Source organism: Kitasatospora sp. NPDC089797 (genome assembly GCF_040684795.1).
Taxonomy (GTDB): Bacteria; Actinomycetota; Actinomycetes; order Streptomycetales; family Streptomycetaceae; genus Kitasatospora.
Window position 1 is genome coordinate 128,582 of the sequence record NZ_JBFBGS010000009.1, and the last position, 25,359, is coordinate 153,940.

At 73.6% G+C, this 25,359-nt stretch carries 23 protein-coding genes and 2 tRNA genes; 12 read left to right on the forward strand and 13 right to left on the reverse strand.

Going from position 1 to position 25,359, the window contains the following annotated elements:
• Positions 1-62: 62 nt before the first annotated feature.
• Positions 63-494 (reverse strand): DUF3151 domain-containing protein, encoded by a 432-nt coding sequence (locus tag AB0O91_RS09575; protein WP_363429686.1) that lies wholly within the window; start codon positions 492-494, stop codon positions 63-65.
• A gap of 241 nt (positions 495-735) precedes the next feature.
• Here AB0O91_RS09575 and AB0O91_RS09580 point away from each other — a divergent pair, with 241 nt between their 5' ends.
• Positions 736-1,527, forward strand: coding sequence for a DUF3152 domain-containing protein (locus AB0O91_RS09580; protein WP_363429688.1), 792 nt, complete (start codon positions 736-738; stop codon positions 1,525-1,527).
• A gap of 69 nt (positions 1,528-1,596) precedes the next feature.
• Positions 1,597-2,304, forward strand: a complete 708-nt coding sequence (locus AB0O91_RS09585; protein ID WP_363429690.1) for a hypothetical protein — start codon at positions 1,597-1,599, stop codon at positions 2,302-2,304.
• Positions 2,305-2,309: 5 nt separating this feature from the next.
• Here the strand turns inward: AB0O91_RS09585 and AB0O91_RS09590 are convergent, their stop codons facing one another.
• From AB0O91_RS09590 to purS, 4 genes are all read right to left on the reverse strand, one after another.
• Positions 2,310-3,122, reverse strand: a complete 813-nt coding sequence (locus tag AB0O91_RS09590; RefSeq protein ID WP_363429692.1) for a sterol carrier family protein — start codon at positions 3,120-3,122, stop codon at positions 2,310-2,312.
• Between the two features lie 64 nt (positions 3,123-3,186).
• Complete coding sequence (gene purL / locus AB0O91_RS09595; protein WP_363429694.1) at positions 3,187-5,442, reverse strand: phosphoribosylformylglycinamidine synthase subunit PurL; 2,256 nt, start codon at positions 5,440-5,442, stop codon at positions 3,187-3,189.
• Positions 5,442-6,119, reverse strand: coding sequence for a phosphoribosylformylglycinamidine synthase subunit PurQ (gene purQ / locus AB0O91_RS09600; protein ID WP_363429697.1), 678 nt, complete (start codon positions 6,117-6,119; stop codon positions 5,442-5,444). The genes purL and purQ overlap by 1 nt, the downstream gene beginning before the upstream one ends.
• Entirely contained in the window at positions 6,116-6,400 is a 285-nt protein-coding gene (gene purS / locus AB0O91_RS09605; RefSeq protein WP_363429699.1) for a phosphoribosylformylglycinamidine synthase subunit PurS, read from the reverse strand. The genes purQ and purS overlap by 4 nt, the downstream gene beginning before the upstream one ends.
• Positions 6,401-6,868: 468 nt before the next feature.
• Here purS and AB0O91_RS09610 point away from each other — a divergent pair, with 468 nt between their 5' ends.
• The 7 genes from AB0O91_RS09610 (at position 6,869) to AB0O91_RS09640 (ending at position 11,483) form a co-directional block, all read left to right on the forward strand.
• Positions 6,869-7,186, forward strand: a complete 318-nt coding sequence (locus tag AB0O91_RS09610; protein ID WP_030056585.1) for an Lsr2 family protein — start codon at positions 6,869-6,871, stop codon at positions 7,184-7,186.
• A gap of 140 nt (positions 7,187-7,326) precedes the next feature.
• Positions 7,327-7,399 (forward strand) — tRNA-Gly (locus tag AB0O91_RS09615).
• A 40-nt stretch (positions 7,400-7,439) separates the two neighbouring features.
• Positions 7,440-7,515 (forward strand) — tRNA-Gly (locus AB0O91_RS09620).
• 170 nt (positions 7,516-7,685) lie between these two features.
• Positions 7,686-8,687: an ABC transporter ATP-binding protein gene (locus AB0O91_RS09625; protein WP_363429701.1), complete on the forward strand. Its 1,002-nt coding sequence runs from the start codon at positions 7,686-7,688 to the stop codon at positions 8,685-8,687.
• A complete protein-coding gene (locus AB0O91_RS09630) occupies positions 8,684-9,523 on the forward strand; it encodes an ABC transporter permease (protein ID WP_363429703.1) in 840 nt (279 codons plus the stop codon). The genes AB0O91_RS09625 and AB0O91_RS09630 overlap by 4 nt, the downstream gene beginning before the upstream one ends.
• A 92-nt stretch (positions 9,524-9,615) precedes the next feature.
• Positions 9,616-10,845 (forward strand): histidine kinase, encoded by a 1,230-nt coding sequence (locus AB0O91_RS09635; RefSeq protein ID WP_363429705.1) that lies wholly within the window; start codon positions 9,616-9,618, stop codon positions 10,843-10,845.
• 14 nt (positions 10,846-10,859) lie between these two features.
• Positions 10,860-11,483 carry a response regulator transcription factor gene (locus tag AB0O91_RS09640; protein ID WP_363429707.1) on the forward strand — a complete coding sequence of 208 codons (624 nt, stop codon included), beginning with the start codon at positions 10,860-10,862 and terminating at the stop codon, positions 11,481-11,483.
• Positions 11,484-11,508: 25 nt separating this feature from the next.
• On the opposite strand, the gene AB0O91_RS09645 is transcribed toward AB0O91_RS09640, so the two are convergent.
• The 4 genes from AB0O91_RS09645 to purD form a co-directional block, all read right to left on the reverse strand.
• Complete coding sequence (locus AB0O91_RS09645; RefSeq protein ID WP_363429709.1) at positions 11,509-12,408, reverse strand: phosphoribosylaminoimidazolesuccinocarboxamide synthase; 900 nt, start codon at positions 12,406-12,408, stop codon at positions 11,509-11,511.
• A gap of 132 nt (positions 12,409-12,540) precedes the next feature.
• Positions 12,541-14,079: a N,N-dimethylformamidase beta subunit family domain-containing protein gene (locus AB0O91_RS09650; protein ID WP_363429711.1), complete on the reverse strand. Its 1,539-nt coding sequence runs from the start codon at positions 14,077-14,079 to the stop codon at positions 12,541-12,543.
• A 282-nt stretch (positions 14,080-14,361) separates the two neighbouring features.
• Complete coding sequence (locus AB0O91_RS09655; RefSeq protein ID WP_363429713.1) at positions 14,362-15,942, reverse strand: hypothetical protein; 1,581 nt, start codon at positions 15,940-15,942, stop codon at positions 14,362-14,364.
• 687 nt (positions 15,943-16,629) lie between these two features.
• Positions 16,630-17,877 carry a phosphoribosylamine--glycine ligase gene (gene purD / locus AB0O91_RS09660; protein ID WP_363429715.1) on the reverse strand — a complete coding sequence of 416 codons (1,248 nt, stop codon included), beginning with the start codon at positions 17,875-17,877 and terminating at the stop codon, positions 16,630-16,632.
• A gap of 366 nt (positions 17,878-18,243) precedes the next feature.
• On the opposite strand from purD, the gene AB0O91_RS09665 reads away from it, so the two are divergent.
• Positions 18,244-19,029, forward strand: a complete 786-nt coding sequence (locus tag AB0O91_RS09665; RefSeq protein WP_363429717.1) for an SLATT domain-containing protein — start codon at positions 18,244-18,246, stop codon at positions 19,027-19,029.
• A 66-nt stretch (positions 19,030-19,095) separates the two neighbouring features.
• On the opposite strand, the gene AB0O91_RS09670 is transcribed toward AB0O91_RS09665, so the two are convergent.
• From AB0O91_RS09670 to AB0O91_RS09680, 3 genes are all read right to left on the reverse strand, one after another.
• On the reverse strand, positions 19,096-19,743 hold the full coding sequence (locus AB0O91_RS09670) for a hypothetical protein (protein ID WP_363429719.1): 648 nt from the start codon (positions 19,741-19,743) through the stop codon (positions 19,096-19,098).
• 112 nt (positions 19,744-19,855) lie between these two features.
• Positions 19,856-20,923 carry a GntR family transcriptional regulator gene (locus AB0O91_RS09675; protein ID WP_363429721.1) on the reverse strand — a complete coding sequence of 356 codons (1,068 nt, stop codon included), beginning with the start codon at positions 20,921-20,923 and terminating at the stop codon, positions 19,856-19,858.
• Between the two features lie 136 nt (positions 20,924-21,059).
• The gene (locus tag AB0O91_RS09680) at positions 21,060-21,857 is read right to left on the reverse strand and encodes a carbon-nitrogen family hydrolase (protein ID WP_363429723.1); all 798 of its coding nucleotides are present in this window, start codon (positions 21,855-21,857) and stop codon (positions 21,060-21,062) included.
• Between the two features lie 173 nt (positions 21,858-22,030).
• On the opposite strand from AB0O91_RS09680, the gene AB0O91_RS09685 reads away from it, so the two are divergent.
• The gene (locus tag AB0O91_RS09685) at positions 22,031-22,852 is read left to right on the forward strand and encodes a maleylpyruvate isomerase family mycothiol-dependent enzyme (protein WP_363429725.1); all 822 of its coding nucleotides are present in this window, start codon (positions 22,031-22,033) and stop codon (positions 22,850-22,852) included.
• Positions 22,853-23,010: 158 nt separating this feature from the next.
• Positions 23,011-23,859, forward strand: coding sequence for a Bro-N domain-containing protein (locus AB0O91_RS09690; RefSeq protein WP_363429727.1), 849 nt, complete (start codon positions 23,011-23,013; stop codon positions 23,857-23,859).
• A gap of 59 nt (positions 23,860-23,918) precedes the next feature.
• On the opposite strand, the gene AB0O91_RS09695 is transcribed toward AB0O91_RS09690, so the two are convergent.
• Complete coding sequence (locus AB0O91_RS09695) at positions 23,919-25,301, reverse strand: MFS transporter (protein ID WP_363429729.1); 1,383 nt, start codon at positions 25,299-25,301, stop codon at positions 23,919-23,921.
• Between the last annotated feature and the right edge of the window lie 58 nt (positions 25,302-25,359).

Consider the following 25,359-nt stretch of genomic DNA (forward strand, 5'->3'; position numbering starts at 1 on the left):
CGACTCGGAGCCACGGCCCGGACCCACAGCCCGTCCCTACAGCTCGGGGCCGCAGCCCGTCCCTACAGCACGGACGACGGCTTGAGCTCGGTGTACGCCTCCGCGCTGCTGTCCTTCAGGAACTGCCAGCAGCGGGCCTCCTCCTCGGTCTCCTTGATCGCGCCGGCCGCCCGGGCGAGCGCCGCCAGGCAGCGCAGGAAGCCGCGGTTGCCGCGGTGCTCCCACGGCACCGGCCCGTGGCCCTTCCAGCCGGCGCGGCGCAGCGCGTCCAGGCCGCGGTGGTAGCCGGTCCGGGCGTAGGCGTAGGACTCGACGGGGCGGCCGGCCGCGAAGGCGTCGTCGGCGAGCATGGCCCAGCCTAGGCAGAAGGCCGGGAACTCGGCGACCACCTGGGTCGGTGAGGCCGACTCCTCCGCCAGCATCCGGTAGGGCTGCTCGTCCTCCGGAAGGAGAGTCGGTTCGGGGCCGTCGAGAAGATTCCTGTGAATCGCCATGCAGTGCAGTCTGCCATCCGCGACGCAGGGGTCAACCGCCCCGGTCGTGATCGGCGGGCTCCGCCGGGGGCGGCGGTCGAACCGATGTCTGCATACCACGTATGTAGACATTCACCCGTTCGCATGCCAAGGTGTCGCCGTGCCCGCCGCAAGACCCGCCCGCAGACGGACCGACCCGCCCGGGAAGGCCCGCAGCGGCCGCCGACGCCGCCGCCGAGCACGCCGCCGGATCGGCCCTGGCATGCTCACGGCACTGCTGGCCGCCCTGGCGGTCCTGGGCGCCGCGGTCCTCGTGCTGACCGACACCCCGGACCGGCCCGCCCCGGCCGCCCAGGCCCGGATCGCCCCGCCCGCCGAGCCACCGGCCGCCCCGTCACCGGAGGCGACGCCGACCGGGACCCCCGCGCCCACCCCCACGCCCACCCCGACCCCGACGGCGTCCGCCACCCCCACCGGGCCCGACCCCGGCCCCGCCAAGGGCACGGGCACCTTCAGCATCGCCCCCGCCAGCGCCAAGCCGGTGGGCCGCGGCACCGTACGCCGCTACCGGGTGGAGGTCGAGGACGGCATCGGCATCGACGCCCCGGCCGCCGCCGCACAGATCCACGGCATCCTCGGCGACCGCCGCGGCTGGACCAACGACCGCAGGAACGGCTTCCAGCTGGTCGCCGGCGGCTCCTACGACTTCACCGTGAAGATCGCCTCGCCCGCCACCGTGGACAAGATCTGCGGCGCCTCCGGCCTGGACACCCACGGCGAGGTGAACTGCAACGTCGGCAACCAGGTGCTCGTCAACTCCAAACGCTGGAACACCGGTTCACCCCAGTTCAGCGGCCCGTTGGACGACTACCGGGCGCTCATCGTCAACCACGAGGTCGGCCACCGGATCGGCCACGGCCACGAGACCTGCCCCGGCCCGGGCAAGCCGGCGCCCGCGATGATGCAGCAGATCTACGGCCTCAAGGGCTGCACCCCGAACGCCTGGCCGTACACGGCGGACGGCACCTACCTGAGCGGCCCGGCCGTCCCGTAGCTCTGTACCGCAACGGAGTTGAGACCTGACCGGCGAACCCCCGGCACCGCGGCCGCCTACCCTGCGAGCATGACCGCCGCCCAACGCCGAAGGCTCACCGCCGTGTTCGCCGCCGCCGGAATCTCCCTCGGCGCCGCCGCCTGCTCGTCCGCACCTTCCATCGGCACCACCACCGGCACCGGACTCAGCTACGACCGCGTCCGGTCGACCGCCCTGGACCTGGTCAGGAACAAGTCCACCGACTGCCCGTTCGGCCTCGACCTCGCGAAGGCCGCGGCCGTCGCCGGGATCGGCGGCACCGTCACCCCGGCCGTGACGGACGGACGCTCCGTCACGGGCAACGCGGGCGACGGCGTCCCGGCCGCGCCCTGGCCGTCCGGGGTCACCCATCCGCCGACGATGACCGAGATGCCCGCCACTCCCCCGAGCGCCGACATCACCTGCTCCTACCGCCTCGGCGGATCCACCGTCGAGGTCGACCTGCTGGCCAGCTCGAGGAACGACGCCGCGGTCAGCCTGGCGCTGCCGCTGATCCAGCGCAACGGGCGGCTCAGTGTGGACCAGCTGACCCGGTTCGCCCAGAACCGGCCCGCCGTCGGTCGGACCGCGCTCGCCTCGGACGGGGGCACCGTCGCGGTCGCCCGGATCGCGCTCAAGGGCGAGGGCGACCTGATGCTGCTGCTCTCCGAGGCCCCCGACAGCCCGGTCGTGAACGGGGAACTCGCCGGCGAACCGCTGCGCAAGGCCGCCGAGTCCCTGGCCGGGCAGGTCCACTGAGGCACTCAGCCCAGGACCGGCAGGTACTCCCCCAGGTCGCTGCGCTCCCCCGAGGCGGACACCCCGTGGTCCGCCACCGCCGCCGCCCAGGGGAGCCGGCCGGTGGCCAGCCGGATCCAGGTCAGCGGGTCGGTCTCGACCACGTTCGGCGGGGTGCCCCGGGTGTGCTTGGGGCCCGGTACGGCCTGGACCACCGCGTACGGCGGGACCCGCAGCTCGACCGCGCCGCCGGGCACCTGCTCGGCGAAGGCGTCCGCCAGCAGCCGGGTGACGGCGGCGACGGCCTGCCGGTCGTGCGGGAAGGCCTCCGGGCCGAGGGCGGCGGCCAGGTCGTCGGCGTGCACCACCGTCTCCACCAGCCGGGTGACCAACAGGTCGGCGAGCGTCATCGAGCCGAGCCGGATCTCGAACCGCCGCACCGAGTCGGCGGCTTCGGGCCGCTCCAGCAGCCCGGTCAGCGCGTCGGCGGCCCGCCCGAAGGCCGCCGCCACCGCGGCCGCGTCCCCGGCGAAGTCCGCTGCGGACCGCTCCCGGGCCTGCTCGTCCAACAGCGGCGCCACCGTGCCGACCGCGGCCACCCAGCCCGGCAGGCCGAGCGGCGGACGCCCCTGCAGCGGATCGTCCAGGTGCGCGGGAACGAAGTCCAACTGGACGGCCAGGTGCGCCAGCAGCTCCCGGACGCTCCACTCCCCCAGCCTGGTCGGCAGGTCCAGCTGCGCGTCGGTGAGGCCCGCCACGGCGGCGCGCAGCGCCCCGGTCTGGGCGGCCAGCGCGGCGCGGACCTTCTGCGGCTGGTACGTACGGGACTTGGCAGGCATGGGGCCCAACATACGCCGAGGGGCGGACGGTTCACCGGAACCGTCCGCCCCTCGGGTAGCGGGATCAGGCGAGCAGGGCCTCGATGACGCCGGTGTGGGCGTCCTTCAGCTCGGCCAGCGTGACGCTGAACTGCCCCTGGACGTCGATGCTGTCGCCGTCCACGACACCGATCCGGGCGGCCGGCAGGCCACGCGCGGTGCACATGTCGTTGAAGCGGAGCTCCTCGCTGCGCGGCACCGCCACGACGGCGCGGCCGGCCGACTCCGAGAACAGCAGGACGAACGGGTCGGTGCCCTCGGGCACGACGATCCGCGCGCCGTGGCCGCCCTTGAGGCAGCTCTCCACGAGCGCCTGGCCGAGACCGCCGTCGGAGAGGTCGTGCGCGGCGTCGATCATGCCGTCGCGCGAGGCGGCGATCAGGATGTCGCCGAGCAGCCGCTCACGCTCCAGGTCCACCACGGGCGGCAGGCCGCCGAGGTGGTCGTGGACGACCTGCGACCAGGCCGAGCCGCCGAGCTCGTCCGCCGTGTCGCCGAGCAGGTAGAGCAGCTGCCCCTCCTCGGCGAAGGCGACCGGGGTGCGCCGGGTGACGTCGTCGATGACGCCGAGCACCGCGACCACCGGGGTCGGGTGGATGGCGACCTCGCCGGTCTGGTTGTACAGCGAGACGTTGCCGCCGGTGACCGGGGTGCCGAGCACCAGGCAGGCGTCGGCCAGACCGCGGGTCGCCTCGGCGAACTGCCACATCACATCCGGATCCTCGGGGGAACCGAAGTTGAGGCAGTCGGAGACGGCGAGCGGCTTGGCGCCGCCGGCCGCGACGTTGCGGTAGGCCTCGACCAGGGCCAGCTGGGCGCCGGTGTACGGGTCCAGCTTGGCGTAGCGGCCGTTGCCGTCGGTGGCGACCGAGACGCCGAGGTTGGTCTCGTCGTCGATCCGGATCATGCCCGAGTCCTCGCCGTGCGAGAGCACGGTGTTGCCGAGCACGTAGCGGTCGTACTGGTCCGTGATCCAGGACTTGGAGGCCTGGTTCGGGTGGCTCGCGACCTTCAGCAGGTCGGCCTTGAGGCCCTCGCCGGTGGTCGGGCGGGCCAGCCGCTCGGCAGTGGGGGCGTCGGCCTGGAGCGCGTCCTGCCAGCTCGGACGGGCGTACGGGCGCTGGTAGACCGGGCCGTCGTGGGCGACGGTGCGCGGGGGCACGTCCACCACGAGCTCGCCGTGCCAGAAGATCTCCAGGCGCTCGCCGTCGGTCACCTCGCCGATGACGTTGGCGATGACGTCCCACTTCTCGCAGATCTCCAGGAAGCGGGCGACCTTGTCGGGCTCGACGATCGCGCACATGCGCTCCTGCGACTCGCTCATGAGGATCTCCTCCGGCGAGAGCGTGTGGTCGCGCAGGTGCACGGTGTCCAGGTCGATCCGCATGCCGCCGGACCCGGCCGAGGCCAGCTCGCTGGTGGCGCAGGACAGACCGGCGCCACCGAGGTCCTGGATGCCCTTGACGAGCTTCTCCCGGAAGATCTCCAGGGTGCACTCGATCAGGAGCTTCTCCTGGAACGGGTCGCCGACCTGGACGGCCGGGCGCTTGGCCGGCTTGGTGTCGTCGAAGGTCTCGGAGGCCAGCACCGAGACGCCGCCGATGCCGTCACCGCCGGTGCGGGCGCCGTACAGGATGACCTTGTTGCCGGCCCCGGAGGCCTGCGCGAGGTGGATGTCCTCGTGCTTCATGACGCCCACGCACAGCGCGTTGACCAGCGGGTTGCCCTGGTAGCAGGAGTCGAAGACGACCTCGCCGCCGATGTTCGGCAGGCCCAGGCAGTTGCCGTAGCCGCCGATGCCCGCGACGATCCCGGGCAGCACCCGACGGGTGTCCGGGTGGTCGGCCGCACCGAAGCGCAGCGGGTCCATCACGGCGACCGGGCGGGCGCCCATCGCCAGGATGTCGCGCACGATGCCGCCGATGCCGGTGGCCGCGCCCTGGTAGGGCTCGATGTACGACGGGTGGTTGTGCGACTCGACCTTGAAGGTCACCGCGTAGCCCTGGCCGACGTCGACCACGCCGGCGTTCTCGCCGATGCCGACGAGCATCGCGTCCGAATCGGGCTTCTTCTCGCCGAACTGCTTCAGGTGGACCTTGCTGCTCTTGTACGAACAGTGCTCGGACCACATGACCGAGTACATCGCGAGTTCGGCGCCGGTCGGGCGGCGGCCGAGAATCTCCCGGATGCGCGCGTACTCGTCCTCCTTGAGGCCGAGTTCGGCCCAGGGCTGGGCCGCGTCCGGGGTCTGCTCGGCGTTCTTGACGGTGTCGAGGCTCATCAGGCGTTCACCAGCTGCTTCAGGACGGAAGTGAAGAAGCCCAGGCCCTCGGTGCTCGGACCGGTGAGCGGCTCCACGGCGTGCTCCGGGTGCGGCATCAGGCCGACGACATTGCCGGCGGCGTTGCTGATGCCGGCGATGTCGCGGTACGAACCGTTCGGGTTGACGTCGAGGTAACGGGCCACGACCCGGCCCTCCGCCTCCAGCTCGTCCAGGACGTGCGCGTCGGCGACGAAGCGGCCCTCGCCGTTCTTCAGCGGGACGACGATTTCCTGGCCGACCGAGTAATCCCCGGTCCAGGCGGTGTCCGCGTTCTCGATCCGCAGCTTCTGGTCGCGGCAGATGAAGTGCAGCGAGTCGTTCCGGGTGAGCGCGCCCGGCAGCAGGTGCGATTCGCAGAGCACCTGGAAGCCGTTGCAGATACCCAGCACCGGCATTCCGAGCCGCGCCTGCTCGATGACGGTCTCCATGACCGGCGAGAACCGGGAGATCGCGCCGCAGCGCAGATAGTCGCCGTAACTGAATCCGCCGGGCAGGACGACGGCGTCGACCTGGTGGAGATCCTTGTCACGGTGCCAGAGGGCGACCGGCTCCGCGCCGGCCAGGCGGACCGCGCGCTGGGCGTCGCGGTCGTCGAGGGATCCAGGGAAAGTGACGACGCCTACGCGGGTGGTCACTTCACGCCCCCGGCGACGGAGGAGGCCGAAACCTCGGTCTCCTCGACCCGGACGGTGAAGTCCTCGATCACGGTGTTGGCGAGAAAGGTCTCGGCGGCTTCGCGGATACGGGCGAGCGCGGCGTCATCGACCGGACCCTCCAGCTCCAGCTCGAAACGCTTGCCCTGGCGGACGTCGGCGATCCCGGTGAATCCGAGACGGGGCAGTGCACGCTGCACCGCCTGTCCCTGGGGGTCGAGGATCTCCGGCTTGAGCATGACGTCGACTACGACGCGTGCCACTGGCACTCCCGGTGGTGTCTTCGGTGAGGCGGGGGAACTCCAGACTACCGGCCGTTCGGGGGAGGATTGCTGGCCGGGGCGGGTGACGCGCGTAGACCCAGGACCCTTACGCCACAAGGGATCCGGCCCCCCGACCCCCCGCCCGGGCCGGTCCGTTTCCCGGGATTCGGGGCCCCGAACGGGGATGCCCGAAGAACACCCGAATACGGCACTTGGGGACGGATCCTCCCGTCCCGCACTCGGGTATCCGACAGTCACACGAAGACTCGTGAATATCCGGAAAAGAATGCCGGACTCTTCGATTTCGACCCCCTTCGGGTGCAGAATAGGGCCACCTGTCGCGGTAAGTGCCGCGTATCCGGCAGGCCACCAGGCCTGCCCGTGTGCGCTTGCGCGACGTGGTGCACATCAGGCCGCCCTTCGCACTCCGCGAACCGGCTGCCGAATTGCCCGAGAGGATTGACACCCATGGCTCAGCGTGTAGTTGTCACGCTCTCCGACGACCTGGACGGCGGCGCCGCCGCGGAAACCGTCCACTTCGGCGTCGACGGGAAGTCGTACGAGATCGACCTGTCCGTGGACAACGCGGAAAAGCTGCGGGAGGCCCTCGCTCCGTTCGTCGCCGCCGGCCGTCGCCAGAGCCGCACCGGAAAGTCCTTCCGCCGCACCGCACTCACTCCGGACCCGGCCGCCGTGCGCGCCTGGGCCCTGTCCCGCGGCATGGAACTTCCGGCCCGCGGCCGCATCCCCAAGCACGTGTACGAGGCGTTCGCCGAGGCGAACTGATCCCGTCGGGGCAGTGCCCCGGTCGCCCCGCCCGCCTGGACCGAAAGGGTGGGGCGACCACCCCGAACGATGCTGTAGAGTATTCCTCGTCGCCGCAACGGGAGATCCCAAGAGGCGGCGGGTGCCTCATCAAGCACCATGCGGACGTAGCTCAGTTGGTAGAGCATCACCTTGCCAAGGTGAGGGTCGCGAGTTCGAATCTCGTCGTCCGCTCGCAGTGCGCGAGCACCGTACAACTCAATAGTTTGACCATGCGGACGTAGCTCAGTTGGTAGAGCATCACCTTGCCAAGGTGAGGGTCGCGAGTTCGAATCTCGTCGTCCGCTCCAGTACGAAGGCCCCCTCGATCGAGGGGGCCTTCTGCGTATTCCGGTGACTTCCCCGCCATTCCCGCCCATTCCCCCCATGACATTTGTCATCGCCGACCCGTGGATCCGCACCGCCCGTTGATGACGGCGCGCACTGCCCGGACCGCCCCGGCGGCGGAAGGCTTGGGGACATGGAAACGAGCCAGCCCGCCCGCCCCGGCGACCACGTGATCGAGGTCACCGACCTGCACCGCCACTACGGCACCGGTGCCACCGAGTACCAGGCCGTCCGCGGTGTCGACCTCACCGTCGGCCGCGGCGAGCTGTTCGCCCTGCTGGGCACCAACGGCGCCGGCAAGACCTCCACCATGGAGGTCATCGAGGGCCTGGCCGCGCCCGGCGCCGGCAGCGTCCGGGTGCTCGGCCACGACCCCCACCGGGAGCGCGCCGCCGTCCGCCCGCGGATCGGCATCATGCTCCAGGAGGGCGGCTTCCCCGGCGAGCTCACCGCCGCCGAGACCGGCCGCGCCTGGGCCGGGCTGACCAGCGGCGCCCGCCCGGTCGCCGAGGCGCTGGACCTGGTCGGGCTCGGCCACCGCGCCGACGTCCGGGTCAAGCAGCTGTCCGGCGGCGAACGGCGCCGGCTCGACCTCGCGATGGCCCTGCTCGGCCGCCCCGAGGTGCTGTTCCTGGACGAGCCCAGCACCGGCCTCGACCCGGAGGCGCGCGCCGCCGTCTGGCGACTGGTCCGCGAACTGCGCGCCCAGGGCACCACGGTGCTGCTCACCACCCACTACCTGGAGGAGGCCGAGGAGCTCGCCGACCGGCTGGCCATCATGCACGGCGGCCGGATCGTCACCACCGGCACCGTCGCCGAGGTGATCGCCGGCCGGCCCTCCCGGATCACCTTCGAACTGCCCGAGTTCGCCGGGGCCCCGCTGCCCGTCCTGGCGGGGGCCGAGTTCACCGTCGACGGCCGCAAGGTCACCGTGCAGAGCACCGGCCTCCAGGACACCCTCACCGACCTGCTCGGCTGGGCCCGCCACCACGGGATCGCGCTCGGCGCCCTGGACGCCCGCAGCGCCTCGCTGGAGGAGGCCTTCCTCGCCATCGCCGCCGAGGCCGCCCACCAGGCCCCGCCCCGGGCCCCCGTCCGTCCCGCCCGCCGCCGCCTGATCGGATCCGCCCGATGACCACCGCCGCCCCCGTCAAGGGTTCCACCACCACCGGCCCGCAGAGCACCACCGCCCGCCGCCTGCTCGCCCTCGGCCGCGCCGAGGCCACCCTGCTGCTGCGCAACCGCACCGCGCTCTTCACCGCCGTGCTGCTGCCCGTGGTGCTGATCGGCAGCCTCCACGGCGTGCTCAAGCAGCAGGCCGACACCAACCCCGGGCTGGACGTCCACTCGATGCTGGTCTACGGGTCGGTCGGGATGGTCCTGGCCTTCGTCGTCTACTACAACCTGACCGCCTCGTACGTCGGGCGGCGCGGCGAACTGGTGCTCAAGCGGCTGCGCACCGGCGAGGCCCGGGACCTGGAGATCCTGCTCGGCACCGCCGTCCCCTCGCTCACCCTCGGGCTGTCCATGGCCGCCCTGATCGGCGTCGGCGGCAGCCTCGGCCTGCACCTGGCGGTGCCGGTGAACCCGCTGCTGATGCTGCTCGGCCTGCTGCTGGCACTGGCCACCATGATCGCGCTGGCCGCGCTGTCCAGCGCCTTCACCAGGACCGTCGAGAGCGCGGGCATCACCACCCTGCCGGTCCTGCTGGTCATGCAGTTCGGCTCCGGCCTGTTCGTCCCGCTGGAGGTCATGCCAGCGCAGCTGGCCGACGTCTGCCGACTGCTGCCGACCACCCCGGCCTTCCAGCTGATCCGGGTCGGCTGGTTCGGCACCGACGGCTCGGCCGCCCCGACCGACTTCCTCGGCAGCTGGGGCGCGGCCGCCCCGCACCTGGTCACCGGGTCCATCTGGCTGGGTCTGGCGGTCTGGGGCGCGGTGCGCTACTTCCGCTGGGAGCCGCGCCGCTGACCGGGGCGGACTCCGGAAGACCCACCCCGGACGGCCTCTGGTATGAAGGCGGAGCACTGATCGTGGCCGAACGGGGGGCGGAAGAGTTGAGGATGCGGTCACCGCTCGGCGGCTGGCGACGGCTGAGCAAGCCTCAGCGCACCGAGTTCTACCTCCGCTGGTGCCTCTACCTGATGGCCCTGTTCCTGCTGCCCGGGGTGCTGTTCGCGGTCGGCGGCGGTGCCGGCCCGACCGGGCACGGCCCCGCGGTCCGGGTGTCCCTCCTGATCGGCCTCGCCACCACCCTGGTGCTGCTGCGGACCTTCCGGGTGACCTTCGACCACTACCTGCGGCGCCCCACCGACCACCGGCGCTGGATCGCCCTCACCGTCGCCCTGGTGGTGGCCGGTTGCTGGACGGTCCTGCTGATGGGACCGGCCGGCGACATGACGGCGACGCCGGTGCAGCTCCCGTTCACCGCACTCGTCGCCGGCTACCTGCTGGTCTTCGGTTTCAGCCCGGTGTGCGTGGGACTGGCCCCGCGCTGGTCCGCACCCGTCGGGCTCGGCATGGTGCTGGCGGTCGTCCCGGCGATGGTGCCGGCCGGGATCAGCCCGGCCACGGCGGCCGGATTCCTGACGGTGATGGCGGGCGGGATGGCCTTCCTCGGGGCCAGCTGCCGCAGCTTCGCCTGGATCACCGCGATCGTCTGGGAGCTGGACGCCGCCCGGGAGGCGCAGTCCCGGCTGGCCGTCGCCGAGGAACGGCTGCGGTTCTCCCGCGACCTGCACGACGTGATGGGCCGCAACCTCACCACCATCGCGCTGAAGAGCGAACTCGCCGTCCAGCTCGCCAAGCGCGGACGCCCGGAGGCCGCCGAGCAGATGGCCGAGGTGCAGAAGATCGCCCAGGAGTCGCAGCGCGAGGTCCGGGACGTCATCCGCGGCTACCGCACCGCCGACCTGCACGCCGAGGCGATCGGCGCCCGGGCCGTGCTGCGCTCCGCCGACATCGCCTGCGAGATCGACCTCGGCGAGGACGCCGACGACCTGCCGCGGCCCGTGCAGTCGGTGCTCGGCTGGGTGATCCGGGAGGCCACCACCAACGTGCTGCGGCACAGCGAGGCCGCCCGCTGCCTGATCCGGCTGCGCCGGGAGCCGGGCCGGGTGGTGCTGGAGCTGGAGAACGACGGGGTGCCCGCCGCGCCGCTCCCCTCCCAGGGCGGCGGCACCGGGCTGCGCGGCCTGCGCGAGCGGCTGGCCGCCCACGACGGCGAGCTGGCCGTCCCGCCCCCCGCACCCGGTACCTTCCGGATGCTCGCCACCGTCCCGCTGCCGGGCTGAGAAGAGGACCCCCGATGACCGAGAACACCGCGCCCGTCCGCGTGCTGCTCGCCGACGACGAGCACCTGATCCGCGGCGCGCTGGCCGCGCTGCTCTCGCTGGAGGACGACATCGAGGTGGTCGCCCAGGCCGGCTCCGGCCCGGAGGCGCTGGCGATGGCCCGGACCCACCGGCCGGACATCGCGGTGCTGGACCTCCAGATGCCGGGCAAGGACGGCATCGAGGTGGCCACCGAGCTGCGCGGGCTGCTGCCGGACTGCCGCTGCATGATCGTCACCGGCCACGGCCGCCCGGGCTACCTCAAGCGGGCGCTGGAGGTCGGGGTGCGCGGCTTCCTGCCGAAGACCGTCTCGGCGGCCGACCTGGCCGGGATCATCCGCACCGTGCGCTCCGGCGGCCGGTACGTGGACCCGGAACTGGCGGCGGACGCGATCAGCGCCGGGGAGACCCCGCTGACCCCGCGCGAGACCGACGTCCTGGAGCTGGCCGCGGACGGCACCCCGATCGCGGAGATCGCCGATCGGGCCGGGCTGTCCCAGGGCACCGTGCGCAACTACCTGTCCTCGGCCGCCACCAAGCTGGGCGCGGAGAACCGGCACGCGGCGGTGCGGATCGCCCGCGAGCACGGCTGGATCTGACGCCGTACCCGCGGGCGGCGGCGGCTCAGGCCCAGCTGGTGCCGGTCAGCCGCTCGTAGACCTCGATGTACTTGGCCCGGGTCCGCTCGACCACCTCGGCCGGCAGCTCCGGCGGCGGCTGCTCGCCGTGGCGGTCCCAGCCGGAGGCCGGGGAGACCAGCCAGTCGCGGATCAGCTGCTTGTCGAAGGAGGACTGCGAGCGGCCCGCCCGGTACTCGTCGGCCGGCCAGTAGCGGGAGGAGTCCGGGGTGAGCACCTCGTCGCCGATGATCAGCTCGCCGTCCAGCAGGCCGAACTCGAACTTGGTGTCGGCCAGGATGATGCCGCGGTCGCGGGCGATGTCCCGGGCCCGGGCGTAGACGTCCAGGGTGGTGCGCCGGACCTGGTTGGCCAGCTCGGCGCCGATCCGGCGGGCGGTCTCCTCGTACGGGACGTTCTCGTCGTGCTCGCCGACCTCGGCCTTGAGGGCCGGGGTGTAGATCGGGGCGGGCAGCTCGGAGCTGTTCTCCAGGCCCTCCGGCAGGGCGATGCCGCAGACCGTGCGGCTCTCCTGGTACTCGGTGAGGCCGGAGCCGGCCAGGTAGCCGCGGGCGACCGCCTCGACCGGGATCATGTCCAGGCTCTTGCAGACCAGCGTGCGGCCCTTCCAGTCGGCGGGGGCACCGGCCGGGACCTCGGTGGAGATCACGTGGTTGGGGACGATGTCGGCGATCCGCTCGAACCACCACAGCGAGAGCTGGGTGAGCACCCGGCCCTTGTCCGGGATCTCGTTCGGCAGCACCCAGTCGTGGGCGGACATCCGGTCGCTGGCCACCATCACCAGCTCGCCCGATCCGGTGCGGTACAGGTCGCGCACCTTGCCGGTGTGCAGGTGGACCAGGCCGGGTACCTGGATCGGCTCGGGCTTGGTGACAAATCCGCTCAAGGTGTTCAGTCCTCAGGGGTCGTTCGCGGGCGTGGGGCACCACGAAAGGGGAGGTCACTGCCCCCGCAGTCTTTCACGCCCGCCCCGGGCCGGTCCCCGGGGAGCCGGGGCCCGTTCCCGCGCGGCCCGGACTCAGTTCTTGCAGAGGCGGTCCAGCAGATTGGCGGTGGCCCGCTGGATCCGCTCGTCGGTGAGCCCGGGACGGCCGAGGGCGGGCGACCAGGCGAAGGTGCCGGCCGCGAAGACGTACGCACCGCTGGGCGCCCGGTACAGCGAGGTCTCCTGGTAGCGGGTGCGGCCGGCCGGATCCCGGTACGGCGAGTGGGCCAGCAGCACCCGCTCGGTGTGCTCGGGCAGCGCCACCTTGGGGTAGTACCGGTCGGCCTCCCCGGCGACCAGCCCGGGCAGTTCGTCCCCCTCCTGCAGTCCGGTGCCGTCCCAGAGCCAGTGCGCGGTGTGCCGGGCGACCAGCGGGACGGGCGCGGCGACCCGGCCCGAGTACTGCACGCCGAGCAGGTGCTGCTCGGGCTCGCCGGCGTCCCGCCAGAGCGCGCTGGCCGCGCCCGGCACCCCGGTGGCCGGACTGCCCGGGCCGGCCTTCTGCCGCTTGCGGCAGTTCAGCAGCCGGTGCGGTTCGCCGGAGGCGGCGGCGGTCAACTCGACCCGCCAGTACATGGTGTTGGCGGACAGGAAGACCAGCGAGGTGCCGCCGTCCCGGGCCCGCTCGGCGGCCCGGCGCATCGGTTCGGACCAGTACTCGTCGTGGCCCGGGAAGACCAGCGCGCGGTGCTCGGACGGGTCCACCAGGCCGGCGTGCAGGTCGGTGGCGGTGGCGTAGGAGAGGTCGTAGCCGTAGCGCTCGGCCCAGCGGATGAAGTCGTAGGCGTGGCCGACGTGCAGCGGCAGTCCGGCGGTGGCGTGCGGGCGGTCGAAGGAGACCGTGACGGCGGCCTCGGGCTCGCCGACCAACCCGCCCCGGCCGTCCCAGGCGTGGTAGAGGCTGGCGCCGGTGCGGCCGTCCTCGGGGAACAGGTTGTACGCCTGCCAGGTCACGTCCGGGAGCACCAGGAGCAGCTCGGCCCGGCGCCCCTGGTCGACGAAGTCCCTGACGGTGAACGGGATGTGACTGCGGTGCAGCATGTCCGCGGTGGTCAGCACGGCGACGTACGCGCCGGGCTTCCAGTGCGTCGGGATCTGCAACCGCCAGGAGTGCCACCAGTGGTGGCAGGAGACCGTCCGGTCGACCACCAGCGGGGCGGGCTGGGCGAGGCCGGCCACCAGCGGACTGTCCGTCATGTGGCGCGCGCCGTCGCCCCCGTAGTGGCCGATCCGGTAGACGCTCACGGTGAACTCGCGGGGCGGGTTGACGGTGACCCGGAAGTCCACCGAGCCGCCGGGGCGGATCACCCCGGCCGAGGCGAAGCCCTTGATCTGCTGGTCCACGTCGTTGGAGCTCTGCGGGGTGCCGACCGGCGGCTTGCACCGCACGCCCGCCGCCAGCGGCTGCTGGCCGGGCGCGTCCACCGAGACGTACCAGGGCACGTCGCCCTCCGCCCCGGCCAGGTACTGGTCCGGGCTGCGCAGCCAGGGCAGCGGGCCCTGCCCGAAGGGGTCGGAGACGCTGTAGGCGTGCGTGCCCGACTCCCAGCGGCGGTTGAGTTCGGTCCCCACGCGCCCCTCCCAGGTGCACTTCCGTCCGGCTGGCACGTGCCCCCCGGATGTGCGTGCGGTCTAATACACCACACAGTGCTGGCGCTCCGTCACCCCACGGTAGCAATTGGTGTCGGGAATCTCGCGGGCCTCCGGGACGGCGCCTCCGGCCTGCGGAGACGACCGACGGCCCGGATGTCAGGGGGCGCGTGCGGGGAGCCGAGCGCCGCCCGGGACGGCAGCGCCGCGAGTGTCCGGAGCGCAACGGCGGGGCGTCCGGCCCGGGGCGTCCGGACCAGGAGGTCAGAGCCGGACGGGCTTCTCCAGCCGGACGTCGGCGGCGTCCAGCCAGGCCCGCAGCGGGCCGTCCTGCGCCTGCTCCACCGCCTGGGCGACCGGGGCGGCCAGGTCGGTGCGGCGGACGCCGCCGAGCAGCAGCACCGGGCCGTCCAGCCAGTCCAGCCCCGGGGTGCCCCCGGCGGTGTCCACCGCGGCGCAGCAGACCATCGCGGTGACGTGGTCGACCAGCAGGTCCCGGCCGGTGCGGTCGGGCTCCAGCAGCGGGGCCGGGGTGGTGGTGCGGGCCAGTTGGGCGGCCAGCGCGGCGGCCAGCTGCTCGCCGTCGCCCTCGGCCAGCCGGACCAGCAGCCGGGTCAGGGTCGGGGCGCCGGGGCGGGCCTGCGGGGCCGGCCGGTCCAGCGCGGCCTGCAGCGCGGCGGCGCGGGCCCGCCAGCCGGCGTCCACCACCTCGGCCGGGTAGTCGGCCCACTCCAGCTCGTGCCAGGCACCGGCGGCCGGGCGGCCGAAGAACAGCTCGGCGGCGAGCCGGGAGACCGCCCGGTCCACCGCGCCGGGCTCCTCCAGCAGGTCGCAGGCGGGGCGGTCGCCGAGCCGGCTGCCGTAGCCGTCGGCCAGCCGGTCCCGGCGGGACAGCTCGGTGAGCGCGGAGACCACGCCGGCGTTCAGGTGCGCGGGGTGGCGGCCGAGCCGCCAGGCGGGCAGCGCGACCCGGGTGAGCAGCCGGTCCCAGCCGGCGTAGGCCAGGCCGACCTGCTCCTGGGCGGCGATCCGCAGGCCGTAGTCGACCGTCCGGGCCTGTTCGGAGGCCCAGCCCGCGACGGAGCGTTCCAGTTCGGCGGAGTGGCCGCGGCAGGCGCCCAGCAACCGGCGGGTGATCCGCCGGGTGATCCGGTCGGCGAGCCCGGCCGGGCCGCGCCGGGGCGGGGCGGGCGGCGCCGCCAGGGTGCCGCCGCCGAGGCCGGGCGCGGTGCCCGCACCGGAGTCCAGGCAGGCGTCCAGGCTGCGCAGGAAGCGGCGGGCGGCGGCGATCTCCGGGTCGGCGGAGGCGGCGGTGCCGGCCACCACGGGGGCGAGCAGGGCGCGCAGTTCGCCCGCCCGCATCCACCAGAGGAAGGGCGAGCCGATCACCAGCACCGGTGCGGTCGGCGGGTGGTGCGGCCGCCGCGAACCGGGGCGCCGGGCCGGGGGGACGTCCTCCAGCCAGCTGTCGCAGTCCGGGGTGAGGGCCACCGCCGAGGGGGCGGGGACGTCCAGCCGGTCGGCCAGTTCGTCGATCAGCCGGTACAGCTCGGGAGCCCCGGCCCGCTCGACCGGGACGGCGGGGGTCCGCGGCGGGACGGCCCGGCGCAGGGCGCGGGCGGTCAGCCAGGCCACCAGCAGGGTCAGCGCGGCGACCGCGCAGACCACCCAGCGGGCGATGTCCCAGCCGGCCCCGTCGGAGGAGCCCGGGGCCCCGATCCGGCCGGTGAACCGGCCCGCGAGCAGGACCACCGCGACGGCGGCGGGCAGGACGGCGGCGGCCAGAGCGAGGCCCCGGATCCGCAGGACCGCTTGGGCATGAGCGCGCGCGGTGTCGACGGCCATACGGTGCGGCACCCCCTTCGGAGCCCTCGGGCGCCCGCGACGGGCCCTGAGCCGACTCGAAACGATCAGTTCCGACCGGGAAGCGGAGGCGTCCGATCCCCGGTAGTTCATGCTGTGTGGCGCTACTGGCATTTTCGACGCCCCGGTCCGGGCGGGTGTTCCGGATCGGCCCGGTTTCCACTCGTCCCGGTGACACCGCCCGGTTGTTCCGGTGACGCCACGGGTCGTTCGGTGACGCCGTCGGCGCCCGCGACCGGTCCGGTGCGAAGCACCGGGCGGTCACCCGGCCGATCGCCGTCCAGCATCCCCCCGCGGGCGCGCCGCTACCCGGCGGCGACCCCGGCGCACGGCACCGTCGCACGGCGATCCAGCGCACCATAAGGCCGGGCGCCCGGTTACGTCAGCCGGATGCGGGTGCTATCACCCGATGGGCTGGATTCCACCCGCCGAACGGTGCGTCGGCGCCGGGAACCGCCCCCGCCCCGGAAACGCCGCGGGCGCTGCGCCCTGCGGGTTGTTCCCGGGCGCTGCGGATCGTTCCGGTGCCCCGGCCGCTGCTCCGGCCCCCCGGGAGTCGCTCCGCCGCCCCCGCAGCCTCTCCGGGCCCGCCCGCCCCGTGCGGGCCGCCGGACGCGGTGCGGCCCCCGTGCGAGCGGTTCGCACGGGGGCCGCGGGGGCACGGGTGCCTCAGGCGGTGGCCGCCTTCAGCGCGATGTCGGTGCGGTGCTGGCCGCCCTTGAGGGAGATCCGGTCCACGGCCGCGTACGCGCGGTCGCGCGCCTCGGCCAGGTCGGCGCCGGTCGCGGTGACGGACAGGACGCGGCCGCCGGCACTGAGCACCCGGCCGTCCCCGTCCGCCGCCGTGCCGGCGTGCAGCACGTACGCGGTGCCGTCCGCCTCGGCCTCGGCCAGGCCCTCGATCGGGTCGCCGGTGCGCGGCGCGGCCGGGTAGCCCTCGGAGGCGACGACCACGGTGACGGCCGCCCCCTCGTCCCAGCGCAGCGGCTCCAGCTGGTCCAGGGTGCCGGTGGCGGAGGCGAGCAGCACGCCGGCCAGCGGGGTGCGCAGCCGGGCCAGCACGACCTGGGTCTCCGGGTCCCCGAAGCGGGCGTTGAACTCGATCACCCGGGTGCCGCGCGAGGTGAGCGCCAGGCCCGCGTACAGCAGGCCGGAGAACTCGGTGCCGCGGCGGCGCAGCTCGTCCACGGTCGGCTGCAGGACGGTGTCCAGCACCTCCTGGACCAGCCCGGCCGGGGCCCAGGGCAGCGGCGAGTAGGCGCCCATGCCGCCGGTGTTGGGGCCCTCGTCGCCGTCCAGCGCGCGCTTGAAGTCCTGCGCGGGCTGGAGCGGCAGCACGGTGGTGCCGTCGGTGATCGCGAACAGCGAGACCTCGGGGCCGTCCAGATACTCCTCGATGACCACGCGGTCGCAGGAGGCGGCGTGGGCCAGCGCGGCGGCGCGGTCGGAGGTGACCACGACGCCCTTGCCGGCCGCCAGGCCGTCGTCCTTGACCACGTACGGGGCGCCGAAGGCGTCCAGCGCCTCGGCGGCCTCCTCGGCCGTGGTGCAGACGTAGGAGCGGGCGGTGGGCACGCCGGCGCCGGCCATCACGTCCTTGGCGAAGGCCTTGGAGCCTTCCAGTTGCGCGGCCGCGCCGGACGGGCCGAAGACCGGGATGCCGGCCGCGCGCACGGCGTCGGCGACGCCGGCCACCAGCGGGGCCTCCGGGCCGACGACGACCAGGTCGGCACCGAGCTTCGCGGCCTGGTCGACCACCTGGCCGCCGTCCAGCTGGTCGACCGGGTGGACCGTCGCCACCTGGGCGATCCCGGCGTTGCCCGGGGCACAGTGCAACTCGGTCACGGAGGGATCTTGGGACAAGGAGCGGCACAGGGCGTGTTCGCGGGCGCCGCCGCCGATGACGAGGACCTTCACGCCAGGCAGCGTAGTCGGTGGCCTGTTCCGGCCGCTCTCCGGTCCCGTCCGATCCTCCAGTCGGAGCGCTCCGTACGCCGACGACATCGGAGGTTCCTCCAAGCCGGACCGGGCCGGATGTGCGGCGGGTGCCCGGGTCAGGACGGCGGGTCACCGGGCCCTCGCTCGGACGGGTGAAATCTCGCCGCCCGCCGCAACCGCCCCACCTCGGGTTCCGGTGGCCGAAACCGGTAACGATCACGGGGGAAGCGCCCCGCGGTCAGCCATTTGGCGGTAAGAAGTGCTGTTGGACAACCACCGGCAGACGTCGTGTCAGCCGAGGCGCCGACAGACCCAGCCGCCCGCCCGCCACAGGGAGCCCCACAGGTGAGCCAGCCGGAAATGCAGCCCGAGGAGAGTGCCTGGGGCAAGGAGATCGGTGAGGAGGACCAGCCCGCCGCAGCCGTGGCCCGGCGGGCCTCCACCCGCCGCCGGACCGACCTGAGCGCGCGCCAGTTCCCGCTCGGGGACTGGGGCGAGCCCGCCGAGCGGCTGGAGGAGCTCTACCGCTGGTCCGAGGAGCGGGCGGTCGAGGCGATCGAGTGGTACCGCCGGGACCGGATCTGGAAGCGCCGCTGGGCGCGCCTGCTGCGCTTCGGCTCGGCCGGCTTCGCGGTCGGCGGGGTGACCGCCCCGCTGGTGGACCTCACCGGCACCCTCGCCCACGGCACCAGTTGGGGCTACGTCGGCCTCGCACTCTCCGCCGCCTGCTACGGCACCGACCGGGCCTTCGGGCTCACCTCCGGCTGGATGCGGGACGTCTCCACCGCGCAGGCGCTGCAACGACGGCTGGAGGCCTTCCAGTTCGACTGGGCGTCGGAGTGCGTGCGCGAGGTGCTCGGCCCGACCGAGGGCACCGCGGGCGAGGCCGCCGAGCGCTGTCTCGGGGTGCTGCGCCGGTTCTGCGAGGACGTCTCGGACATGGTCCGCACCGAGACCTCGGAGTGGATGCTGGAGTTCCGCGCGTCGATGACCCAGCTGCCCACCCAGTCCGCGGGGACCTGGGGCGGGCGCACCGAGCCCGGGGTGGGCGCCCAGGTGCGGGTGCTGCCGCCGCCCGGGACCAGGCCGACCATGCCGCGTCAGCGGCCGCCGGAGGGGCCGCTGCGGTAGGACTGCCGCCGTGGGAACGGCCTCGGCGGGACGGCGGCGCGACAGCGGCCGGACGGGGCCCGGGCGCTACGCGAAGACGATCATCGAGCCCTGCTGCAGGCTCCGGGTCGCCGCCGCGTACAGGCCCGACCAGGCGTGCCGCTCGCGGGCGAAGGGGTGCAGGTCGTCGATCGGCGGCCCGAACGGCTGCTCCAGGCCGGTCGGGCCGAGCGGCCGGGTCGGGGCCGGCGGGTTGGCCGGATCGAGGCCCAGGGCCGGTGCCACGGCCTGCAGTTCGCGCAGCAGCCCGTGGCTGGAGCCGAGCGGACCGCCGGAGGCGAGCAGCGTGTCGTCCACCAGCGGGGCCGGGAACTCGATCGGCACGTACGCCCCGGCGTGGTCGAAGTGCCAGACCAGGTGGGACTGTTCGGCGCTGCTCTCGAACATCTCCAGCAGCTGCTCGTAGTCGCCGCCGAGCGCGTCCACCGGGGTGATGTCCAGGCCGGTGAGGCCCAACAGGTAGGCGCGGCGCAGGAAGTGCAGCGAGTCGTAGTCGAACGCGGCTATCGGCTCGACCGCCCCGCTCAGCCCGGGGACGAAGTGGTAGACCGGCACCTCGGGCAGGCCGCGCGAGGTCAGCACCGCGTTGTAGAGCGCGAGGTCGTCCCGGAAGGGGTTGTCGGGGCTGTGGCTCAGCACGTCCACCAACGGGACGAGCCAGAGGTCGCAGGCCATGGCCGGCAGTTCCTCTCCGGACGGCGGGATCGCCCGCGGGGCGGGACGACGACGGGGGGTGGGGTCGGTACCCGGACGGTCCGTGCGGGCCCCGGGTTCGACGCCCGCCACCCTACCGGCCCGGAGCCGGGTGCGGATCGGGCCGCCCCTGCGGGGTCTCGGGGGGCGGTTCGGACAGCCGCCGGCCGAACCTGGTGTGCGGCACGAAGCGCGGTTGCGGCACCAGACCGAGGCCGAGGCCCAGTTCACGGCCCAGCTCCCGGCCGACCTCGTCGCCCCGCCCGGGCCGTGCCGAACGGGCCGCCGCAGCGGTTCCGGGCGCCGCCCCGGGCTCCGGTCCGGAGCCGGACTCCGGCACGGCCCCGGGGCCCGCTCCGGCGGTCGGCCGGACCGGGGCCGACGGGCCCGGCGGCGGCTCGACCGGGACCGGCAGCGGCTCCCCGGCGGCGGACTCGGTGAGCAGCCCGAGCACCGTCACCGACTCCAGCGGCTGCCCGGCCAGCCCGGCCAGCAGCCGGGCGGTGAACAGGTTGTACTCGCAGATGATCCGGTGCGCGCCGACCAGGTCGCGGTCCCCGATCGCCCCGACCAGGTCGGGGTGGCGGTCCCAGCAGACCCCGGCCAGGGTGGGCAGCGCGCGCAGGTAGGGCGCGGCGAACATCCAGGACTGCACCCGCAGCCAGTCCAGGTAGTGCCCGATCCGGCGGTTGCCGAGCAGGGCGGAGACCTCCTGCCAGAACCGGCGGTCGCAGCCCACCATCACGTCCAGGTTCCCGGCCCGGGCGGCCCGCACCGCCGCGTCGGCCCGGCGGTGCAGCGAGGGCAGCCGGGTCAGGTCGGGCAGCGCCCGGCGGGTGGCGAACTGGCGGTAGAAGCTGTCGGTGAGCAGCACCCGGGACTCGAAGATCTCCAGGAAGTCCTCCCACCCCAGCTCCGGCACGGTGAAGCCGCGGTGGTGCTCGGCCCGCAGCAGCCCCTGCGCGCCCAGGTCGACCAGGGCCTCCCGGGCCGGGGTCGCGGAGACGCCGTAGAGCTCGGCGATCTCCTTGACGGTGAAGTTGCGGCCGGCCGCCAACCGGCCGGCCATCATCTCCTCGCGGAGCGCACCGGCGATCTGCTCGCGCAGGCTGTTGCGGTGGATGACGGGGCGGGGGGCGTCGCCGGCGCCGGTGCCGGACATGCGCGCGACCTCCTCGGGCGGGCCGCCGAACCGACCCGCGACGGACCGGCCGACCAGCGGCAGGGAACACGACGAGTGCTCATCTTCTCAAACCGGCCCGGCGTAGGTACGAACCAACCCTCCGAAGAAGCCCCCGCTACCGCTGGACGGGCGCCGGAATGCCCAGCAGGCGGTCCCGCAGCACCGGGAAGTCCTCCCGCGCCCGGCCCACCTCGGCCGGGTCGAACTCGACGGTCAGCACCTCCTCGTCCGCCCCCGCCTCGGCCAGCACCCGGCCCCACGGGTCCACCACGATGCTGTACCCGGCCTGCTCGACCCCGGCGTGCGTCCCGGCGGTGTTGCAGGCCAGCACGAAGGCCTGCTCCTCCACCGCCCGGGCCCGGGCCAGCAGCGTCCAGTGCTCGCGCCGCTTGGCCGGCCAGGCCGCCGGGACCACCAGCAGTTGGGACCCGGCGTCCAGCAGCGCCCGGAACAGCTCCGGGAAGCGCAGGTCGTAGCAGGTGGCCAGGCCCAGGGTGCCGAACTCGGTGGGCGCGGTGACGATCTCCTGCCCGGCGCCCATCACCACCGCCTCACCGCTGTCGAACCCGAAGCGGTGGATCTTGCGGTAGGTGTGCACCAGCTCGCCGTCCGGCGCGAACAGCATCGAGGTGTTGTAGATCGGTCCGTCCGGGTCGCGTTCGACGATCGAACCGGCGTGCAACCAGACCCCGGCGGCACGGGCGGCCGAGGCCATCGCGTCCGAGGTGGGCCCGTCCAACGTCTCGGCGCCGTCCGACCAGAGGTCGTAGGCGAAGCCGCCGAGCGGCCACAGCTCCGGCAGCACCACCAGATCGGCGCCCTGCTGCGCCCGGACCAGCGCCGCGACCCTGGCCCGCCGCTCGGCGGGCGGCTCGGCGTCCGAGACCGCGAGTTGGATCAATGAAGCGCGCACAGTACCACCGTCCACGGCAAGAGACCTACGATCGTCACCCGAAAGCGCTGCCCAGCTGTCTTCCGGCAGCGTAACGTGCGGTTAGCGTGCGCGCCCGGAAGCCGGACCATCCCGGCCGACCGCGACGGCCGGGCGCGGAGCGTAGGAAAGCTGACGGAGGGCCGGAGATTCCCGTGACGGACAACCAGACCGTGCAGGCTTACACGGAGGCGTGGACGCAGAGCATCGAGTCCATATCGGAGCTGGTGGCCCCCCTCCCCGAAGGCTCCTGGAACCGGGCCACCGAGTGCTCCGGCTGGTCGGTCCGGGACGTCGTCTCGCACGTGATCGCGGTGGAGTCCGAGCTGCTCGGCGACCCCCGTCCGATCCACTCACTGCCGCGTGACCTTCGCCACGTGACCACCGAGTTCGCCCGCTACGTCGAGCTGCCGGTCGACAAGCGCCGCTGCCACACCGCGCTGGAGATGACCAGCGAGCTGGAGTACACGATCATCCGGCGCTCCCGGGCGCTGCGGAACGCCAAGCAGACCCCGCTGGAGCCGGCCCGCTTCCCGGCCGGTCCGCTGGCCAGGGACGTCCCGTACCACGAGTTGCTCCGGGTGCGGGCCTTCGACGTCTGGGTGCACGAGCAGGACCTGCGCCGGGCCCTGGAGACCCCGGGCAACCTGGACTCCCCCGGCGCCCTGGTCGCCCGGGACTTCCTGCTGCAGTCCCTGCCGAAGGCCGTCGCCCACGCCGCCGGCGCCCCGGCCGGGACGGCCCTGGTGGTGGACGTGACCGGCCCGGTCGAGTTCCTGCGCACCGTGCGGGTGGACGCGGCCGGCCGCGGCAGCGTGGACGAGTCGATCTCCCTGGCCCCCGACGTCCAGCTCACGATGGACTGGGAGACGTACGTCCGGCTGGCCTGCGGCCGCGGCCGGCCCGGCCCGGTGGGCGTCGAGGGCGACCAGGAGCTGGCCGAACGGGTGCTGGCCAACTTCGCCGTCACCATCTGACCTCCACGGCGCGCACCACCCGGCGTACACGCACGACCGCGCGCCGGGTCGGCACCACTCGTGCATCCATGCGTCAACCTCGCACCAGCCACCTCACCTGTTCGGCCTCGTTGCTCCGGGTAGTCCAACCGTCACCCGGAAGAAGGAGGAGCGTCCTGATGGACGACGAACAGGGACAGCAGGAACGGATGGTGCTGGTGCGGTCGAGCTTCCCGGTCACGGGGCAGCCGATCCGCGTCGTGATGATCGACGGGGAGCCGTGGTTCGTCACGGCGGACGTGTGTGCGGTGCTCGGGCGGATCAACCCCAGCCGCGTCCGCCAGGTGGTCGGCGAGGGCCAGGCACGGGTCGTCAACTCGCGCTTCTTTAGCCTTCCCACTACGAAGGCTAAAGACGTTTCTGCAGGTGAGAAGCCCTACGAGCGCGGCAATCCGCATCTCAACGTGCTCAGTGAGGCCGGCCTCTACACGCTGGTCATGCGGTCGCGGAAACCGGGTGCACGCCCCTTCCAGGAGTGGGTCACCCGCGACCTCCTCCCGTCCGTCCGCCGCGGCGACACCGACGTCCCGACCCAGCAACGGCGGATGGCGGAGACCCTGGCCGACGCGATCGGGCAGCAGGTCCAGATCGTGGCGGAGATCGACCACGAGGACTGGCCCGGCCTGACCGTCCGCTCGGACGGGACGGTCCACTGCCGGCACGGCGAGATGGTCCTCCACCTGCCGAGCCGGGAGGAGGACGGCGGGCCGCCGTTCGGCGCGTACTTCTCCTGCCCGGGCGGGGAACGGGTCGGGATCCGGGGCAGCCGGATCGTTCCGGGGTGCCCGAAGCTGAAGCTGGTGGACCTGATCCGGCTCCGGAACGCCGCGACGGAGCGCTCCCCGGCGGCCGACCCGGCTCCGTCGCCGACCGTGCCGCCGAAGGGCACGGTCCTCTGCATCATCGACCGGGCCCGCCTCTACGGTCGCCCGACGGAGGTCGCCGACGTCCTGCGCCGCCTTGGCTGACAACGGCCGTTAACCATCATTAAAAGTGATGCATTCGATGTTTCTGCAGGTCGGAAACCCTACGGATGGGCCGCAAGCACCTTCCGCCGCAGCCGCAGGATCATCAGCGTCCCCACCACCAACGGCACGTACTGCCAGCAGAAGGCCCATCGGAAGGCGTCGGCCGAGTACTCGCCGGCGCCGACCGGGGAGAGCCCGTCCAGCAGCACGCCCACGCCGAGCAGGGTGATCATCGTGCCGATGAAGCCGCCCATGTTGACGATCCCGGAGGCGGTGCCCAGCCGTTCCACCGGGTTGCGGGCGCGCGCGTACTCCAGGCCGACCAGCGAGGCCGGGCCGTTGCCGCCCATCACCAGGATGATCCCGACCAGCAGCCAGAACGGCGGGTGGCCGCCCGGCCAGGCCAGCACCAGCGCCCAGCCGAGCGCGGTGGACACGAGGACGCCGAAGACGATCGGCATCCGGGTCCGGGCGCTCCGGGAGAGCAGTCGGCCGAAGACGAATCCGCAGGCCATGTTGGAGAGCACCAGCAGGGTGAGCAGCCCGCCGGCCTCGGCCCGGGACATCCCCTGCGCCTGGACCAGGTAGGGCAGGCCCCAGAGCAGGGCGAAGGTGTTGCCGGGGAACTGGGTGGTGAAGTGCACCCAGAGGCCCAGCCGGGTGCCCGGCTCCCGCCAGCAGTCGCGGACCTGGCGGCCGATCTTCGGGCGGACGGTCGGCGGGTCGACCGGTCGGACGGCCTCCGGGGCGTCCTTGAGGAGCAGCGCGACCAGCGCGAACACCGCCACGCCGAGCAGCGCGATCGCGGTGAAGGTCGGGGTCCAGCCCTCGCTGTGCAGCGCCTGGGCGAGCACCACGGTGGTGACCAGGTTGCCGCCCATCCCGGCCAGGCCGGTCAGTTGGGCGACGAAGGGGTTCTGCGCGGCCGGGAACCAGCGGGCGGCTATCCGCAGCACGCTGATGAAGGTCATCGCGTCGCCGCAGCCGAGCACCGCCCGGGAGGCCAGCGCGGGGGCGAAGGAGGAGCTGAAGGCGAAGGCCAGCTGACCGGTGCTCAGCAGCAGCACGCCGAGCAGCAGCACCCGGCGCGGCCCGAACCGGTCGACCAGCAGGCCGACCGGGACCTGCATGGCCGCGTAGACCAGCACCTGGAGGATCGAGAAGGTGGACAGCGCCGAGGCGCCGATGCCGAAGCGTTCAGCGGCGTCCAGCCCGGCCACGCCGAGGCTGGTGCGGTGGATGACGGCCAGGATGTAGACGCTGGCGCCGACGGACCAGGCCAGCCAGGCCGCGCGCCCGCCGGGCGGCGCGGGAACGCCGGGCGGCGCGGGAACGCCGGGCGGCGCGGGCGCGGCGGGGGCACCGGCCGCCGGGGGCTCGGTGGTGGCTCGGGGAGCGGGAACGGACAGGGGCGGGGCTGAACGAGCGGGCTCCACGGTCATAGTCCGTCCAGGTTAGTCATCCCATGATGGGAGGCCCAGATCCCGGGGGTGTGAGCTC

Coding starts and splice junctions, on each gene's coding strand:
- AB0O91_RS09695 (WP_363429729.1), bottom strand. CDS start 25,301: ATGACCGTGGAGCCCGCTCGTTCAGCCCCGCCCCTGTCCGTTCCCGCT.
- AB0O91_RS09635 (WP_363429705.1), top strand. CDS start 9,616: ATGCGGTCACCGCTCGGCGGCTGGCGACGGCTGAGCAAGCCTCAGCGC.
- AB0O91_RS09630 (WP_363429703.1), top strand. CDS start 8,684: ATGACCACCGCCGCCCCCGTCAAGGGTTCCACCACCACCGGCCCGCAG.
- AB0O91_RS09590 (WP_363429692.1), bottom strand. CDS start 3,122: ATGCCTGCCAAGTCCCGTACGTACCAGCCGCAGAAGGTCCGCGCCGCG.
- AB0O91_RS09640 (WP_363429707.1), top strand. CDS start 10,860: ATGACCGAGAACACCGCGCCCGTCCGCGTGCTGCTCGCCGACGACGAG.
- AB0O91_RS09675 (WP_363429721.1), bottom strand. CDS start 20,923: ATGTCCGGCACCGGCGCCGGCGACGCCCCCCGCCCCGTCATCCACCGC.
- AB0O91_RS09580 (WP_363429688.1), top strand. CDS start 736: ATGCTCACGGCACTGCTGGCCGCCCTGGCGGTCCTGGGCGCCGCGGTC.
- AB0O91_RS09585 (WP_363429690.1), top strand. CDS start 1,597: ATGACCGCCGCCCAACGCCGAAGGCTCACCGCCGTGTTCGCCGCCGCC.
- purL (WP_363429694.1), bottom strand. CDS start 5,442: ATGAGCCTCGACACCGTCAAGAACGCCGAGCAGACCCCGGACGCGGCC.
- AB0O91_RS09625 (WP_363429701.1), top strand. CDS start 7,686: ATGGAAACGAGCCAGCCCGCCCGCCCCGGCGACCACGTGATCGAGGTC.
- AB0O91_RS09610 (WP_030056585.1), top strand. CDS start 6,869: ATGGCTCAGCGTGTAGTTGTCACGCTCTCCGACGACCTGGACGGCGGC.
- AB0O91_RS09575 (WP_363429686.1), bottom strand. CDS start 494: ATGGCGATTCACAGGAATCTTCTCGACGGCCCCGAACCGACTCTCCTT.
- AB0O91_RS09670 (WP_363429719.1), bottom strand. CDS start 19,743: ATGGCCTGCGACCTCTGGCTCGTCCCGTTGGTGGACGTGCTGAGCCAC.
- AB0O91_RS09690 (WP_363429727.1), top strand. CDS start 23,011: ATGGACGACGAACAGGGACAGCAGGAACGGATGGTGCTGGTGCGGTCG.
- AB0O91_RS09655 (WP_363429713.1), bottom strand. CDS start 15,942: ATGGCCGTCGACACCGCGCGCGCTCATGCCCAAGCGGTCCTGCGGATC.